At 67.3% G+C, this 15,694-nt stretch carries 13 protein-coding genes; 9 read left to right on the top strand and 4 right to left on the bottom strand.

Annotated elements, in window-relative coordinates:
• Nucleotides 1–54: 54 nt before the first annotated feature.
• Nucleotides 55–1,302, bottom strand: coding sequence for an MFS transporter (locus IE224_RS03065; RefSeq protein WP_191308270.1), 1,248 nt, complete (start codon nucleotides 1,300–1,302; stop codon nucleotides 55–57).
• Nucleotides 1,303–1,418: 116 nt separating this feature from the next.
• Nucleotides 1,419–2,012, bottom strand: coding sequence for a LolA family protein (locus tag IE224_RS03060; protein WP_167623282.1), 594 nt, complete (start codon nucleotides 2,010–2,012; stop codon nucleotides 1,419–1,421).
• A gap of 137 nt (nucleotides 2,013–2,149) precedes the next feature.
• On the opposite strand from IE224_RS03060, the gene IE224_RS03055 reads away from it, so the two are divergent.
• Nucleotides 2,150–3,382 carry a putative DNA modification/repair radical SAM protein gene (locus IE224_RS03055; protein ID WP_191307987.1) on the top strand — a complete coding sequence of 411 codons (1,233 nt, stop codon included), beginning with the start codon at nucleotides 2,150–2,152 and terminating at the stop codon, nucleotides 3,380–3,382.
• Nucleotides 3,379–4,788 carry a UdgX family uracil-DNA binding protein gene (locus IE224_RS03050; protein ID WP_191307985.1) on the top strand — a complete coding sequence of 470 codons (1,410 nt, stop codon included), beginning with the start codon at nucleotides 3,379–3,381 and terminating at the stop codon, nucleotides 4,786–4,788. The genes IE224_RS03055 and IE224_RS03050 overlap by 4 nt, the downstream gene beginning before the upstream one ends.
• 41 nt (nucleotides 4,789–4,829) lie before the next feature.
• Here IE224_RS03050 and IE224_RS03045 read toward each other — a convergent pair whose 3' ends face one another.
• Nucleotides 4,830–6,050 carry a UbiH/UbiF/VisC/COQ6 family ubiquinone biosynthesis hydroxylase gene (locus IE224_RS03045; RefSeq protein ID WP_229849225.1) on the bottom strand — a complete coding sequence of 407 codons (1,221 nt, stop codon included), beginning with the start codon at nucleotides 6,048–6,050 and terminating at the stop codon, nucleotides 4,830–4,832.
• Nucleotides 6,043–6,954 (bottom strand): SDR family oxidoreductase, encoded by a 912-nt coding sequence (locus IE224_RS03040; protein WP_191307983.1) that lies wholly within the window; start codon nucleotides 6,952–6,954, stop codon nucleotides 6,043–6,045. The genes IE224_RS03045 and IE224_RS03040 overlap by 8 nt, the downstream gene beginning before the upstream one ends.
• Before the next feature lie 93 nt (nucleotides 6,955–7,047).
• Between IE224_RS03040 and IE224_RS03035 the strand changes: the two genes are divergently transcribed.
• The 7 genes from IE224_RS03035 to pdeM all read left to right on the top strand — a co-directional run bounded on the left by IE224_RS03035 (nucleotide 7,048) and on the right by pdeM (nucleotide 15,645).
• Complete coding sequence (locus tag IE224_RS03035; RefSeq protein WP_167623278.1) at nucleotides 7,048–8,526, top strand: AMP nucleosidase; 1,479 nt, start codon at nucleotides 7,048–7,050, stop codon at nucleotides 8,524–8,526.
• A gap of 149 nt (nucleotides 8,527–8,675) precedes the next feature.
• Entirely contained in the window at nucleotides 8,676–8,975 is a 300-nt protein-coding gene (locus IE224_RS03030; RefSeq protein WP_167623277.1) for an HU family DNA-binding protein, read from the top strand.
• A gap of 120 nt (nucleotides 8,976–9,095) precedes the next feature.
• On the top strand, nucleotides 9,096–10,001 hold the full coding sequence (locus IE224_RS03025; protein WP_191307981.1) for a DMT family transporter: 906 nt from the start codon (nucleotides 9,096–9,098) through the stop codon (nucleotides 9,999–10,001).
• Nucleotides 10,002–10,065: 64 nt separating this feature from the next.
• Nucleotides 10,066–11,058, top strand: a complete 993-nt coding sequence (locus IE224_RS03020) for a ligase-associated DNA damage response exonuclease (RefSeq protein ID WP_191307979.1) — start codon at nucleotides 10,066–10,068, stop codon at nucleotides 11,056–11,058.
• Complete coding sequence (locus tag IE224_RS03015; RefSeq protein ID WP_191307977.1) at nucleotides 11,055–12,605, top strand: cisplatin damage response ATP-dependent DNA ligase; 1,551 nt, start codon at nucleotides 11,055–11,057, stop codon at nucleotides 12,603–12,605. The genes IE224_RS03020 and IE224_RS03015 overlap by 4 nt, the downstream gene beginning before the upstream one ends.
• On the top strand, nucleotides 12,602–14,974 hold the full coding sequence (locus IE224_RS03010) for a ligase-associated DNA damage response DEXH box helicase (protein ID WP_191307975.1): 2,373 nt from the start codon (nucleotides 12,602–12,604) through the stop codon (nucleotides 14,972–14,974). Before IE224_RS03015 ends, IE224_RS03010 begins: the two co-directional genes overlap by 4 nt.
• Complete coding sequence (gene pdeM / locus IE224_RS03005) at nucleotides 14,971–15,645, top strand: ligase-associated DNA damage response endonuclease PdeM (RefSeq protein ID WP_167623272.1); 675 nt, start codon at nucleotides 14,971–14,973, stop codon at nucleotides 15,643–15,645. The genes IE224_RS03010 and pdeM overlap by 4 nt, the downstream gene beginning before the upstream one ends.
• The last annotated feature ends 49 nt before the right edge of the window (nucleotides 15,646–15,694 follow it).

Below are 15,694 nucleotides of genomic sequence, written 5' to 3'. Positions count from 1 at the left end.
GGGCGAATCCTGTCCTGGGCGCGGGCCGGACCCTAGGGCCGCGCCCGCCCCAGGTCAAACCGCCGGAACGGCTGCTGGCAGGCGGGACGGCGCCTCGCGCACGGGCAGGTGGATCAGCGCGCTCAGCGCCCCGACCCCCACGCCGACCCACCAGACCATTGTGTAGTCGCCGTGCAGGTCGTACAGCTTGCCGCCCAGCCAGACGCCCAGGAAGGATCCGATCTGGTGGGACAGGAACACGAAGCCGTAAAGCGTGCCCATGTAGCGCAGCCCATAGATATAGGCGATCAACCCCGAGGTCAGCGGCACGGTGGCCAGCCACAGCGCCCCCATCACCAGCGAGAAGATCACCACGCTTGCGGGCGTGATGGGCAGCAGGATGAAGGCGGCGGCGGCGATGGTGCGCAGGGTATAAATGCCCGCCAGCAGGTATTTTTTCGTGTATCTCTTGCCCAGCCAGCCCGCCATGATCGAGCCCGCGATATTGGCCAATCCGATCAGGCTGATCGCCACCGCCCCCAGGGCCGAGGTCGTGGTGATGCCGATGCTGGCCAGCGTGCCCATCGGATTGATCGGCCCGCACATCTCGGTGATCATGGCGGGGAAATGGGCGGTGATGAAGCCAAGCTGATAGCCGCAGGAAAAGAAGCCGACGAAGATCATCAGGAAGGACGGGTCGCGAAAGGCGCGGCCCAGGACGCTGCCCAGGCTTTCCTCAAGCTCGTGGCGGCTGGCGGGCTTGCCGTCGCCCAGCATCGGCAGGAAGGCCATGCAGGCCAGCACGATCACCCCGAAGATGACGAACACCATCTGCCAGCTGTAGAAGCCCAGCAGAACCTCGGCCAAGGGGGCGCCGAAGACCTGGCCCGCTGACCCGGCGGCGGTGGCGATGCCCAGGGCAAGGCTGCGGTTCTCGTCGCTGGCGGCACGACCGACGACCGCCAGGATCACGCCGAAGCCCGTGCCCGCGATGCCAAAGCCCACCATCACCTCAAGCAATTGCATGGTGGCAGGCGAGGTTGCGAAGGCGGTCAGGATCAGGCCTGCCGAATACAGGATGGCCCCCAGGATGATCGCCCAGCGGTCGCCCCAGCGTTCGGCAAGCGCCCCGAAGATCGGCTGTCCGATCCCCCAGGCCAAGTTCTGGATGGCGATGGCCAGCGAAAATTCGGCGCGTGGCCAGCCGAAATCGGCGGCGATGGGGATCTGGAAGACGCCGAAACTGGCCCGGAGGGCAAAGTTGATCAGCAGGATCAGCGATCCGCCGATCAGGATGGGTGTGAAGAGACGAGAAGAGGGCATGACGGAACCCGCGCGGCCATGTGTCGCGGCCAGCGTTGAACCTGTCATGCCCCAAGATCAAGCCCTGTCGGCGTGATGCCTTTCATCAAGCGGGCTGATGGAAAGGCCCGCTTCGATCAGTTGCGCCGCGCCAACTCGTTGTTGATCGAGAATTTCGACGCGGGAATCGAGCCACCCTCGCGCATCTCGCCAAGGATGACGGTGGTCTTCTGGCCGCTGTCGTCGGTCACGATCCACTGGCGCAATTGCGTGGGGCCCGCGGTAAAGACCATCTGGATGTTGCCGTATTGCGGGTTTTGCGGATCCTGCGCGGTCACCACAGTGGCGTTCTTTGATTCCGTATGCGCCGTGACCATATTGGCGCGGCCCAGGTTCACGTTGGCGTCCAGGATGATCGACAGGGGCGTCTGCGACAGCGGATATTGCTGCGGGCCGCTCGACTTGGGATCGAACACCGCGACGTTGCCGCCCGAGGCCAGCACCAGCGTGTTGTCGTTGTTGTATTCGAAGCGCACCCGGCCCGGCCGCTGGATAAAGACCGTCCCGGTCGAGATCGAGCCGTCGGGATTGACCTGCGTGAACTCGGACGTCGCTGTCGTCATCCGGTTCAGGTAACGCGACAATTCGTTCAGCGGAATCTTCTCGGCCAAGGCCGGAAAGGCAAGGCCAAGGACAAGGGCGGGCGCAAGGGCGAGCGATCTGATGTTCATGGCGCCGATCATATCCTTCCTGATGCCGGTTGCACATCACGACTGGCGGATGCGCAGGCGGCGAACGCTCTCGTGTATGTGAGGGTTCCGATCTCGTAGACGTTGAACGGAACGCACCGGGAACATATATTCCCGACATGGCACAGCGAACCCTTCAGCAGAAGCTGGCGATCCTGTCGGACGCCGCAAAATACGACGCCTCTTGCGCCAGCAGCGGGACGACGCGGCGCGATTCGCGCAGCGGCGGCATCGGGTCGGCAGGCGGGTCGGGCATCTGCCACGCCTATACGCCGGACGGGCGCTGCATCAGCCTGCTGAAGATCCTGATGACGAACTTCTGCATCTATGACTGCGCCTATTGCATCAACCGCGTCAGCAGCAACGTGGAACGCGCCCGCTTTTCCCCAGAAGAGGTCGTGACGCTGACGCTGGAGTTCTATCGCCGCAACATGATCGAGGGGTTGTTCCTGTCGTCGGGCATCATCCGCAGCCCCGACCAGACGATGGGCGACATGGTCCGCATTGCGCGGATGCTGCGGGTCGATCACGGTTTCAAGGGCTATATCCATCTGAAGACCATTCCCGACGCCTCGCCCGAACTGGTGGCCGAGGCGGGGCTTTACGCCGACCGGTTGTCTGTGAACATCGAACTGCCGCAGGATGCCAGTATCCGCGAGCTGGCCCCCGAAAAGCGCCCCGAGACGATCCGTGCCGCCATGGCGGACGTGCGCCTGGGCAGGGAGGCCGCGAAGGAAAAGACCCATACCGGGCGCCGCGCGGCGCGCTTCGCCCCCGCGGGCCAGTCCACGCAGATGATCATCGGCGCGGACGCGACCACCGACCGCGACATCCTGAAGACCTCGGCGAACCTGTATTCCGGCTATGACCTGAAGCGGGTCTATTATTCGGCCTTCAGCCCGATCCCCGATTCCTCGGCCATTCTGCCGCTGGTCAAGCCGCCCTTGATCCGGGAACACCGGCTGTACCAGGCCGATTGGCTGATGCGCTTCTATGGGTTCGAGGCCGACGAGATCGGCGCGGCCCATCCGTCAGGCAACCTCGACCTGTCGATCGACCCCAAATTGGCCTGGGCGCTTGCGAACCGGGCGCATTTCCCTGTGGAGGTCGCGCGTGCGACCAAGGAGATGCTGCTGCGGGTTCCTGGCTTCGGCACCAAGACGGTGCAGCGCATCCTCGCCGCGCGTCGGAACGGCCCGGTGCGCTATGCCGACCTGCTTCGGATGGGCGCGATCATGTCCAAGGCCAGGGCCTTCGTGACGCTGCCCGACTGGCATCCGGGTGCCCTGACCGACAGCGCCTCGCTGCGGGCGCGCTTTGCCCCTCCGCCCGAGCAGTTGCAACTGCTGTGATCCGCGTCGACCTGCCCCGTTTCGGCCGGTTCCAGGCCTGGCGCGACGCGGCGCGGCAGCTTGCATCGAACCGCGTCAGCCCGACCGACGTGACCTGGGACGACGGGGGCCTGTTCGGGTCCGATCCCGTGCCGCCGCCCGGTCCGCAGCCGGTCACCGCCAGCAAGGATTTCCTGGACCTCGCCCGCTCGGTCGCCAGCCATTCCGATCCTGAACGCTGGGCCTTGCTGTACACCGCGCTGATGCGCCTGCAGGACGACCGCGGCTTCATCGCCAACCCCGCCGATCCGTTGACCGACCGGCTGGGGCGCATGGCCAAGTCGGTGCGCCGCGACATCCACAAGATGCACGCCTTTGTCCGGTTCCACGAACTGCCGGCCCAGGGTCCGCGCCGCAGCTTCGGCGCCTGGTTCGAACCGGAACATCCGATCCTCGAGGCCGCGACGCCGTTCTTCGTCAAACGGTTTGCCGACATGGACTGGCTGATCGCCACGCCCGAAGGCACTGCCCGCTTTGACGGGACGATCACCTATGACCCGCCTGCAGACCGCCCAAACCTGCCCGAGGACGCCAGCCACGATTTGTGGCAGACCTATTTCGCCAACATCTTCAACCCCGCCCGGATCAAGACCCAGGCCATGCGGTCGGAAATGCCGGTGAAATACTGGAAGAACCTGCCGGAAACCGGGCTGATCGCTCAGATGCTGGCCGATGCGCCGCGCCGGGTGCAGGCGATGCGGGATGCCGGAGCCTCGACCGCGCCGGGTTTCGCGGCCAAGGTCACGGCGCGGATCCGCCAGGCGCCCGACGAAAGCATGCCGCAAGACATGGACAGCGCCGGCCGGCAGGCAAGCCGCTGCACGCGCTGCGACCTGTGCCATGCGGCCACGCAAACGGTCTGGGGCAAGGGCGATCCCGCCGCGCCCCTGATGATCGTGGGCGAGGCGCCCGGCGATCAGGAGGATCTGCAGGGCCTTCCCTTTGTCGGACCGGCAGGCCAGCTTCTGCACCGGACGATGGAACAGGCTGGGCTGGACGCCAGGCGAGTCTGGATGACCAATGCGGTCAAGCACTTCAAGTTCACACCGCGCGGCAAGCGCCGCATCCACCAGACCCCCAACGTATCCGAGATCAAGCACTGCCGCTGGTGGCTGGATCTGGAACGCGGCTTCGTGCAGCCCCGGCTGACGCTGGCAATGGGGGCCACAGCGGCCTTTGCGCTGACGGGAAACAACCGGCCGCTGACGCCGCGGCGCGGGCAGGTGGAACGGGCGCTCGATGGCGGGCCGGTGCTGCTGACCTGGCACCCCAGCCTGATCCTGCGGCTTGACGGCGACCGCGCGGCCGAGGCGCAGAAACAGTTCGCGCAGGATCTGGCGCAGGCCCGCCAGATGATCGCGGCCTGAAGCCTGTTTCCTTGTTCAGCCAGGGTGGAACTGCAGGCCCTTTACAAAGGCTGCCCCGTCAGCAGCCTCGGCATCGGTTCGACCGCCAGCCCCGCCGCCTGCCGCATGAAGCCACGCCGCAGCGCAGGCACGGCCGTAACCAGCCCCATCCCGATGCCGCGCGCCGCCGACAGCAGCGGATTGTCGCTGCCGAACAGCCGGTTCACCCCGTCCATGCCAAGCGCCAGGGCGGTCGCGTCGAAGCGCCGCCAGCCCTGGTATCGTTCCAGCACCAGTTCGGACCCGATATCCTCGCCGCGCCGGGCGGCATCGACCAGCACCTCGGCCAGGGCCGCGACATCGCGCAGGCCCAGGTTCAGGCCCTGTCCGGCGATGGGATGGACGCCATGGGCCGCATCGCCCACCAGGGCCACCCGGTCGGCGGCGTAGCGTTCGGCCAGCGACAGGCTGAGGGGATAGGTGAAGCGCGCCCCGGCCAGGGAAATCCGGCCCAGGTAGTCGCCGAAACGCGGGCGCAGCACGTCCAGGAAGGCCTCGTCATCCAGGGCGGCGATGGCGCGGGCATTGTCATGGGTTTCGGACCAGACGACGCTGCTGCGGTTGCCAGGCAGGGGCAGGATCGCCAGCGGGCCGGTCGCCATGAAATACTGCTGCGCGATGCCCTCGTGCGGGCGGTCATGGGCGATCGCTGTGACAAGCGCGGTCTGGCCGTAATCCCAGCCCTGCCGCCGGATCCCCGCGCGCGCGGCCACGCCCGACCCACGCCCGTCGGCGCCCACCATGAGCCGGGCGCGGATGCGGCGCCCGTCGGACAGCACGGCCTCGACGCCCGCGCCGGTGGCCTGATGGTCCGTGACCGACAGGCCGGTCAGGTGCTGCACGCGGTCCTGCATCGCCCGCAGCAGGGCGCGATACAAGAACCGATCCTCGAGCATGAAGCCCACCGGCCCTTCCTCGATCTCGGCGCTGTCGAAATGCAGGAAGAAGGGCGCGGCGCCTTCGCCGGGCCGGCCTTGGGACGCCTTGACCTGCCGGATCGGCTGGCTGTCGCCCGCCAGCCCGTCCCACAGCCCAAGCGCCTTCAGCAGCCGTTGCGAGGCCACGGCAAGCGCATAGGCCCGCCCGTCAAAGTTGTCGCCCGCCCGCGCATCGGCCGGGCGCGGATCGACCACCGCCACACGCAGCCCAGCTTGGGCCAGGGCCAGGGCCAGGGTAGGGCCATTCAGCCCGCCGCCAGCGATCAGGACATCCACATCACTCATGGCCGCGATCATGCACGGGCCGGGCGCGAAGTCCATGCGGCGATCCGCCCCCGCCCCCTTCGGTGGCCAGGATCGCGTCAAGGCCGCTGCGATAGTCGGGGTAAAGCAGCGTGACCCCCAGTTCCTCCTTGATGCGCCGGTTCGAGACGCGCTTGTTGTCTTCGTAGAAGGACCGCGCCATTGGCGTCATCTCGGCATCCTCGAAGGCCACCTGGGGCGGCGGCGGAAGGTCCAGCAGGGCCGCGGCATGGGCCAGCACGTCCTGCGGCGGGGCCGGATCGTCGTCGCAGAGGTTATAGGCCCGGCCCGGCGCGGGCCGGTCGATCGAGGCCAGCAGGACCTGGGCGATGTCCTGGGCATGGATGCGGGAAAAGACCTGGCCCGGCTTGATGATCCGCCGGGCAGTGCCGTTCCGGACCTTCTCGAACGGGCCGCGTCCCGGGCCATAGATACCCGCCAGCCGAAAGATGTGCAGGGGCAGCCCGGCCCGGTCGGCCAGGGCGCGCCAGTCGCCCTCGGCCCGGATGCGGGCCTGGCCGCGAGGGCCGGTGGCGTCCAGCGGGCTGTCCTCGGTGACCCAACCGCCGTCGCGGTCACCATAAACGCCGGTGGTGGACAGATAACCCAGCCACCGGGGCCGCGCCCGGGCCAGATCGTCTTGGAACGTCGCCAGCACAGGATCGCCCTGGGGCCCCGGCGCGGCCGACACCAGGATCGCGTCCGCCGCGGCGATTTCGCTGCGCAGCCGTTCTTCCTCGCCCGGCCACAGGACCGGCTCGGCCCCTGCGGACGCGACGCGGCGGGGATTGTTCCGCGTCGTGCCAAGAACCTGCCAGCCCCGCGCCCGCAGCAGGGGCGTCAGGAAGCCAGCGGAATAGCCATGACCGAAAACCAGCATCTTCATGACCGCACCGTAACGGCCCGTTCTGCCGGACGCCAGACGCTTGCCTGCGGCGGGCGTCGCTGGCAGGGTCGAGGGAAAGCAAGGACAAGACGAATGGACACGGATACCCGCTATCTTCCGGTTGACACTCCGGCGGCCCCGGGACGCCAGCAATTCACCGATGCCGGCGCCGCGGTTGCGCATCTGAAGGCGCTTTACACGCAATCAACGGGCTTCCTGCTGGATCGCTTCACCCGGGCGCTTGAAGGTGAAAAGCCCACGGCCCGCTATCGCGCCTTTTATCCGGAACTGCGCCTGACCGTGACCTCGCATCCTTCGGTCGATTCGCGGCTGGCCTTTGGCCATGTCGTGGCCCCCGGCAGCTATTCCGCCACGGTCACCCGGCCCGACCTGTTCGGCAACTACCTGCGCGAACAGATCGGGCTGCTGATCCGCAACCACGGCGTCCCGGTGACCGTTGGCGTCAGCGAGACGCCGATGCCCGTGCATTTCGCCGTTGCGCATCAAAGCGACCTGGCCGTGCCGCAGGAAGGGGTGCTGGACTTCTCGCTCCGCGATGTCTTCGACGTGCCGGATCTGAACACCATGAACGACGACATCGTGAACGGTGTGGCGGGTCCCATGCCCGACGGATCGCAGCACCTGGCGGCCTTCACGGCGCAGCGCATCGATTATTCCCTGGCGCGGCTGCAGCACTACACGGCAACGGCGGCCGAGCATTTCCAGAACTTCATCCTGTTCACCAACTACCAGTTCTACGTGGACGAGTTCGAGGCCTTCGCCCGCCGCGTCCTGGGCGACCCTTCGCTGGGCTATGACAGCTTCGTCGCCCCCGGCAACCAGGAGATCACCGATCCCGAAGCGCCCCTGGCCGCATTGGCCAAGCTGCCGCAGATGCCCGCCTATCACCTCAAGCGGGCGAACGGGCAGGGGATCACGCTAGTCAATATCGGCGTCGGCCCGTCGAACGCCAAGACGGCGACCGACCACATCGCGGTTCTGCGCCCCCATGCCTGGCTGATGGTCGGCCATTGCGCGGGCCTGCGCAACAGCCAGCGGCTGGGCGACTTTGTGCTGGCCCACGCCTACCTGCGCGAGGATCACGTCCTGGACGCCGACCTGCCGGTCTGGGTCCCGCTGCCCACCCTGTCCGAGGTGCAGGTCGCCCTTCAGGAAGCCGTGGCCGAGGTTACGCAGCTGGAAGGCTACGAGCTGAAGCGCATCATGCGCACCGGCACCGTCGCCACCATCGACAACCGCAACTGGGAATTGCGCGACACGCCGATCCACCGGCTGTCCCTGGCGCGGGCCGTGGCGCTTGACATGGAAAGCGCGACCATCGCCGCCAACGGCTTCCGCTTCCGGGTGCCCTATGGCACGCTGCTGTGTGTCAGCGACAAGCCGCTGCATGGTGAACTGAAGCTGCCGGGCATGGCCACCGACTTCTATCGCAGCCAGGTCGCCAACCACCTGCTGATCGGCATCCGCGCCATGGAAAAGCTGCGAGAGATGCCGCTGGAACGGATCCATTCGCGCAAATTGCGGTCATTCCACGAGACGGCCTTTCTTTGACCTTGCGTCAACCGGCTGGCCTGCGCCCGCTTTCCCAGGAAACGGCGAAAAACTCTTGATCTGTTGGGCAAAACCGTGTGTAGCAGGCGATATGCCGCCAAAGGCGCAATTCGCAGCCCCCGCAGAACCGGGCAAGAGGAGACAGATTCATGGCAACGCCATCCGCGAAACCGATGACCAAGACCCAGCTCGTTGCCACCCTGGCCGAGGAAATGGGTTCGGACAAGAAATCGGCTTCGGCCGCACTGGACGCGATCGCCGCTGTCGTCGCCCGTGAAGTCGCCGCCGGCGGCTCGGTCACGATCCCCGGCATTGGCAAGATCGCCTGCCGCGCCCGTCCGGAACGCCAGGTCCGCAACCCGCAGACCCAGGAAATGATGACCAAGCCTGCCGACAAGCAGGTCAAGGTCACGGTCGCCAAGGCGCTGAAGGACAGCGTCAACAGCTGATCGACCTTTCCGGTCAAGGAAACGGGGCCGCGCCATAGGGCGCGGCTCTTTTCTGTTTTGGCCTTCCTGCGACAATCCGTCTCTGCTAGCCCTTCTGCATCATCTGCAAATGGGGCCGGAATGGACATTCGCGCAATCCTCATGGGGGTGTTCTTCGCGGTGATGTGGGCCTCGGCCTTCACCTCGACCCGCATGATCGTGACCGAGGCGCCGCCGCTGTTCGCCCTTGCCCTGCGTTTCGCCATGTCCGGGGCGGCGGCCTTCGTCATCGCCCTCGCGATGGGCGAGACCTGGCGGGCCCTGACCCGCGCCCAATGGCGGGCCGTGGTGATCCTGGGCCTGTGCCAGAACGCGCTTTACCTGGGGCTGAACTGGGTGGCGATGCAGTGGATCGAGGCGGGACTGGCCTCGATCATCGCAGCCACCATGCCGCTGATCGTGGCGATGCTGGGCTGGTCCCTGTTCGGCGAAAGGCTGCGGCCAATGGGCGTCCTGGGCTTGGCCCTGGGGCTGGCGGGCGTGGCGATCATCATGGGCGCGCGGCTGCAGGGCGGGGGCAGCGATCCGGTCGGCATCGTGATGTGCTTTGCCGCGGCCCTGGCGCTGGCCGTGGCCACGCTGACGGTGCGCGGCGCCAGTTCCGGCGGCAACGTGATGATGATCGTGGGCCTGCAGATGCTGGTCGGGTCCGCGACCCTGTGGATCGTCGCGCCCTTGGTCGAGGATTTCCGGGTCGATCTTCATCCGCGGCTGGTCTGGGCCTTTCTTTATACGGTGATCGTGCCGGGGCTGGTTGCGACCTGGATCTGGTTCAAGCTGGTGGGCCGCATCGGCGCGGTCCGTGCGGCGACCTTTCATTTCCTGACGCCCTTCTTCGGCGTCGCGACCGGCGCGCTGCTCTTGGGCGAGGAACTGGCGGCGGGCGACGTGATCGGCGTGGGGGTCATCATGGCAGGCATCCTGGCGGTGCAACTGTCCAAGGCGCCTGCCCCGGTGGTGCCCGTCCGGCGCCCGCCCCCCGCCTGAGGCGCGGGAACGGCCAACCCCGCTGCGGCGTTGATTTTCATGGAATGTTCACCATCTAGGACCCATGCGCGCCGATCAGATCCTGCACCCCACCCCGGCCGGTCTTTATTGCCCCCCCGGTGACTTCTACATCGACCCGGTCCGTCCGGTGCATCGCGCGCTGATCACTCATGGCCATGGCGACCATGCCCGGTCGGGGCACGGCGCGGTCCTTGCCACCCGCCAGACGCTGGAGATCATGGCGATCCGCTATGGCGAGGATTTCGCGGGTCAGCGTCAGGCGGCGGACGAGCCGCTGAGGATCGGCGACACCACCGTCAGCTTCCACCCGGCGGGCCATATCCTTGGATCAGCGCAGATCGCCGTGCAGCCGGACCGCGGCCCCAAAATCGTCGTTTCGGGCGATTACTGCCGCCACCCGAATCCGGTCAGCGCGCCTTATGAACCCGTGCCCTGCGACATCTTCGTGACCGAGGCGACCTTTGGCCTGCCGGTTTTTCGCCATCCCGACCCGGCGGGCGAGATGACCCGCCTGCTGGCGAGCATGGCCGAGTTTCCCGAACGCCACCACCTGATCGGCGCCTATGCCCTGGGCAAGGCGCAGCGGCTGATCATGCTGGCGCGGCAGGCGGGGATCGACGGACCTATCGCGATCCACGGCGCGCTGCAACGCTTGTGCGATTACCATCTGGAACAGGGCATCGACCTTGGCCCCCTGGTCCCCGCCACCGCGAAACAGGTGGACGCGCAACTGGTGATCGCGCCGCCTTCGGCCTTTGCATCCGCTTGGGTGCAGCGGTTCCGCGACCCCGTCATCGGCTTTGCGTCCGGCTGGATGGCGGTGCGGGCGCGTGCCAGGCAAAGGGGCGTCGAACTTCCCCTGGTGATCAGCGACCATGTGGACTGGCCGCAGGTGACGCGAACCATCCGTGAACTGGCCCCCCAGGAAGTCTGGATCACCCACGGGGCCGAGGACGGGCTGATGCGGTGGTGCGAATTGCAGGGAATCCCGGCCCGCCCGCTGCGCCTTGTCGGATACGAGGACGAGCCGGAATGAGAGCCTTCGCGAATCTTCTGGAACGCCTGGCCTTCACGCCCGCGCGCAATGCCAAGCTGCGGCTTCTGCGGCATTACCTGGAACAGACGCCCGACCCCGATCGGGGCTATGCCCTGGCCGCCCTGACGGGCGATCTGAAGCTGCGCACCGTGACGCCCGGCCTGTTGCGCGGGCTGATGGTGGAACGCGTGGACGAACAGCTTTTCGCGATGTCCTATGATTTTGTGGGCGATCTGGCCGAAACCATCGCCTTGTTGTGGGACACGGACCGGAACGAGGACGTGCCCTTGACCCAGGCGGTGGCGCTGCTGTCGGAAACCGGCAAGGCGGGCCTGCCCGCGGCCATCGCCACGATGCTGGACCGGCTGGGTCCGTCGCAGCGCCTTGCCTTCCTGAAGCTTGCCACGGGCAACATGCGCATCGGCCTGTCGGCCCGCATGGCGCGCATGGCCTTGGCGGATATGGGCGATCCCGACGTGGCCCAGATCGAGGAGATCTGGCACGGGCTGACCCCGCCCTATCAGCCCTTGTTCGACTGGATCGCGGGCGGCACGCGTCCCGAACATGCCGCCCGTGCGCCTTTCCGCCCGGTGATGCTGTCCACGCCGGTCGATCTGGACCAGCTTGGGGCCTTCGATCCCGCCGATTATGTCGCGGAATGGAAATGGGACGGCATCCGCGTGCAGGCGATCAACGACGGCGGGGTGCGCAGGCTCTATTCCCGCACCGGAGAGGATATCAGCAACAGCTTTCCCGACCTGATCGAGGCGCTGAACTTCGACGGCACTGTGGACGGTGAACTGTTGGTCAGGCGCGGCGAGGATGTCGCGGTCTTCGGCGACCTGCAAAAGCGGCTTGGCCGCAAGCAGGTGGGACGCGGGATGCTGGAAAGCCACCCTGCCGGTCTGCGCGTTTATGACCTGATGATCTGGCAGGGCCGCGATCTTCGTGAACTGCCGCTGATGGAACGACGCGCCGTGCTGGAAGGCGCGGATTTCGGCAGCAACCGCATCGACGTGTCGCCCCTGCTGGATTTCACCACCTGGGACGATCTGGCGGCCCTGCGCGCCGATCCCCCGGCGGCGGTGATCGAGGGCGTGATGATCAAGCGCCGCGACAGCCCTTACGTCGGCGGGCGCCCGCGCGGGCCGTGGTTCAAGTGGAAGCGCGATCCTCATGTGGTCGACGCCGTCCTGCTTTATGCGCAGCGCGGCCATGGCAAGCGGTCGGGCTTCTACAGCGATTTCACCTTCGGCCTGTGGGAGGCGGACCAGCTTGTCCCGGTCGGCAAGGCCTATTTCGGCTTCACCGACGAGGAACTGCGCGAACTGGACCGCTTTGTGAGGAACAACACCACCGAACGCTTTGGCCCGGTCCGGTCAGTCGCGCCCAAGCTGGTGCTTGAGGTCGCCTTCGAGGGGCTGAACGCATCCGGCCGCCACAAGTCGGGCGTCGCCATGCGCTTTCCCCGCATCAGCCGCATCCGCTGGGACAAGCCCGCGTCCGAGGCCGATCACTTGTCCACGCTGAAGGCCATGATCCCGTGACCCTTCCGCCCGAATTCCAGGACTGGTTCGCAGCCCAGGGCTGGCAGCCCCATCCGCACCAACTGGACCTTCTGGCGGCCCAGGGCGACACGCTGCTGATCGCGCCGACCGGGGGCGGCAAGACGCTGGCAGGCTTCCTGCCCTCGCTGGTCGACCTGAAGGACGGGCACAAGGGGCTGCACACGCTCTATGTCTCGCCCCTGAAAGCGCTGACGGCGGATATCGCGCGCAACCTGGCGCGCCCGGTGGCCGAGCTGAACCTGCCAGTCAGGGTCGAGGATCGGACAGGCGACACCCGATCCTCGCAACGCGCGCGCCAACGGGTCGATCCGCCGCAGATCCTGCTGACCACGCCGGAATCGCTGGCCTTGATGCTGTCCTATGAGCAGGCGCCGCAGATCTTCGGCAGTTTGCGCCGCGTGGTGCTGGACGAATTGCACGCGCTTGCGGAAAACAAGCGCGGCGACCAGTTGATGCTGTGCCTGGCGCGGCTGCGGAGCCTGGCCCCCGGCCTGACCGCCACCGGCCTGTCCGCCACGGTCGAGGATCCGCGCGCCTTGGCCGATTTCATGGGCGGCGCGGCGATTATCCATGCCGATCCCGGCCCTGAACCCGACATTGCCATGCTGGCCACCGCCCGCCCCGCGCCTTGGTCCGGCGGAGGCGGCCATTACGCCGTCCCCGAGGTTCTGGCCGAGATCAGGCAGGCCCGCACCACCATCATCTTCATCAACACCCGCGCCCAGGCCGAACTGTTCTTCCAGGCCCTGTGGGCCGCCAATGACGACAACCTGCCCATCGGGTTGCACCACGGAAGCCTTGCCCGCGAGGCGCGGCAACGGGTCGAGGCCGCGATGGCCGCAGGGGAACTGCGCGCCGTTGTCGCGACGGGCAGTCTGGATCTGGGCATCGACTGGGGCGCGGTCGATCTGGTGATCCAGGTCGGCGCGCCCAAGAACGTCAAGCGGCTGGTCCAGCGGATCGGGCGGGCGAACCACCGCTATAACGCGCCCTCGCGCGCGCGCATCGTGCCGGCCAACCGCTTCGAGGTGGTCGAATGCATCGCGGCCCTTGAAGCCGTCCACGAGCATGATCTTGACGGCGATCCGCGCGGCCCCGGCCCCTTGGACGTGCTGTGCCAGCATATCCTGCTGACGGCCTGCGCGGGACCCTTCGATGCCGACGCACTGCTGGCCGAGGTACGCACCGCCGGACCTTATCGCGGGCTGACGCGGGCGCAGTTCGACGACTGCCTGGATTTCGCGGCAACCGGGGGATACGCGCTGCGCGCCTATGACCGCTGGCAGCGGCTGATGCAGCGCGACGGTCTATGGCGGCTGCGCGATCCGCGCGCCGTGCGCGAGTTGCGCATGAACGTGGGCACCATCGTCGAGGCTGAAATGCTGAAGGTCCGGTTCCGGCGCGGCGGCGGCCTGCTGGGCGAGGTCGAGGAAGGCTTTGCCGCGACCCTGGTGCCCGGCGACACCTTCCTGATCGGCGGGCAGACCGTCAGGTACGACGCCCTGCGCGAGATGGTGGTCGAGGTGACGAAGCAGCCGACCCGGCAACCACGGATCGCGCTGTATTCCGGAATGAAGCTGGCGACATCCACGCAATTGTCGCACCGGGTCCAGGCGCTGGTCGGCGACCGGTCGCGCCACTGGGTTCTGCCCCCCGACACCGCCGACTGGCTGGCGCTGCAGGAAAAGATCAGCACGCTGCCGCAGCCCGGCGTGCTGCTGAGCGAAAGCTTTCCCTTCCAGGGCAAGTGGCACTTCGCCCTTTATGGCTTCGCCGGGCGCAACGCGCTGCAGACGCTGAGCCTGCTGATGACGAAGACGATGGAGGATGCGGGCCTTGGCCCCCTTGGCTTCATCGCGACCGACTATGCGCTGCTGATCTGGTCGTTGGATGCAGTGACCGATCCCGCGCCCTTGCTGGATCGCGAAGCGCTGCGCGCGGGCTTGGGCGACTGGCTGGGGGGCAATGCCGTGATGAAGCGGACCTTCAAGAATGTCGCCGTGATCTCGGGCCTGATCCAGCGGAACATGCCGGGGCAGCGCAAGTCGGGCAAGCAGGCGACCTTTTCCAGCGACATTCTTTACGATACCTTGCGCCGCTATGACCCCGACCACCTGCTGCTGCGCATCACCGCGGACGAGGCGCGGCGGGGCCTTGTCGACTTCGACCGGATCGAGGAGATGCTGGACCATTCGCCACATCACGACCACCGCATGACCGGCCGCGTCACGCCGCTGGCCGCGCCCTTGCTGCTGGAATACGGCCGCGTGCCGATCACCGGCGCGGGCCGCGACCGCATGGCCGAGGCCGAGGCCCAGGCCCTGATGGCCGAGGCGGGGCTGGCGTGACCCACGCCTTCGACTTTGCAGGCCACGCGCTCGAGGCGCGGCCGTCCGGCGCCCTGTTCTGGCCTGAACGCCGCTGGCTGGTCGTGGCCGACCTGCACCTGGGCAAGTCCGAACGGATGGCCCGGCGGGGCGGATCGCTGTTGCCCCCCTATGAGGTTCTGGCCACGTTGGACCGTCTGGAGGCCGAGATTGCGGCAACCGATCCCGAAGCGATCATCAGCCTGGGCGACGGCTTCGACGACGATGCCGCCGCGCTTGCGCTGCCCGACATGCTATGCGACCGGCTGCGCGGCATGGCTTGGAACCGCCGCTGGATCTGGGTCAGCGGCAATCATGATCCTTCCCCGGTCTGCCCGCGCCTGCCCGGAGAGACGGTGGACGAATTGGCCGACGGCCTGACCCTGCGCCACCAGGCGGGGCAGGGGCCGGATGTGTCGGGCCATTTCCACCCCTGTGTCAGGCTGGCCGGCGAACGGCGGCGCTGTTTCCTTGTCGGGCGCAACCACCTGATCCTGCCCGCCTTCGGCGCCTATACCGGCGGTCTTGCCATCGACAGTCCCGTGCTGGCGGGCCTGGTTCCGCAAGGCATTGCCATAGCCTGCGGCAACCGCGCCCTGGCGGTGCCTGTGGGCCACCCGATGCGCAGCGGAACATCGCGCCGCAGGTCATGAAAAAGCCGGGCCGCCGCGGGCGCCCGGCTTTTCATCCGTGGACAGGACC

This window comes from Paracoccus aerius (genome assembly GCF_014656455.1).
In the GTDB taxonomy this organism is placed as follows: domain Bacteria; phylum Pseudomonadota; class Alphaproteobacteria; order Rhodobacterales; family Rhodobacteraceae; genus Paracoccus; species Paracoccus aerius.
This window is presented reverse-complemented; position numbering and strand designations above follow the sequence as displayed.

What these genes read in the sequence shown, in the direction of transcription:
- IE224_RS03030 (WP_167623277.1), top strand. Translation starts at nt 8,676, where the DNA reads ATGGCAACGCCATCCGCGAAACCGATGACCAAGACCCAGCTCGTTGCC.
- IE224_RS03035 (WP_167623278.1), top strand. Translation starts at nt 7,048, where the DNA reads ATGGACACGGATACCCGCTATCTTCCGGTTGACACTCCGGCGGCCCCG.
- IE224_RS03060 (WP_167623282.1), bottom strand. Translation starts at nt 2,012, where the DNA reads ATGAACATCAGATCGCTCGCCCTTGCGCCCGCCCTTGTCCTTGGCCTT.
- IE224_RS03065 (WP_191308270.1), bottom strand. Translation starts at nt 1,302, where the DNA reads ATGCCCTCTTCTCGTCTCTTCACACCCATCCTGATCGGCGGATCGCTG.
- IE224_RS03025 (WP_191307981.1), top strand. Translation starts at nt 9,096, where the DNA reads ATGGACATTCGCGCAATCCTCATGGGGGTGTTCTTCGCGGTGATGTGG.
- IE224_RS03045 (WP_229849225.1), bottom strand. Translation starts at nt 6,050, where the DNA reads ATGAGTGATGTGGATGTCCTGATCGCTGGCGGCGGGCTGAATGGCCCT.
- IE224_RS03020 (WP_191307979.1), top strand. Translation starts at nt 10,066, where the DNA reads ATGCGCGCCGATCAGATCCTGCACCCCACCCCGGCCGGTCTTTATTGC.
- IE224_RS03015 (WP_191307977.1), top strand. Translation starts at nt 11,055, where the DNA reads ATGAGAGCCTTCGCGAATCTTCTGGAACGCCTGGCCTTCACGCCCGCG.
- IE224_RS03040 (WP_191307983.1), bottom strand. Translation starts at nt 6,954, where the DNA reads ATGAAGATGCTGGTTTTCGGTCATGGCTATTCCGCTGGCTTCCTGACG.
- IE224_RS03055 (WP_191307987.1), top strand. Translation starts at nt 2,150, where the DNA reads ATGGCACAGCGAACCCTTCAGCAGAAGCTGGCGATCCTGTCGGACGCC.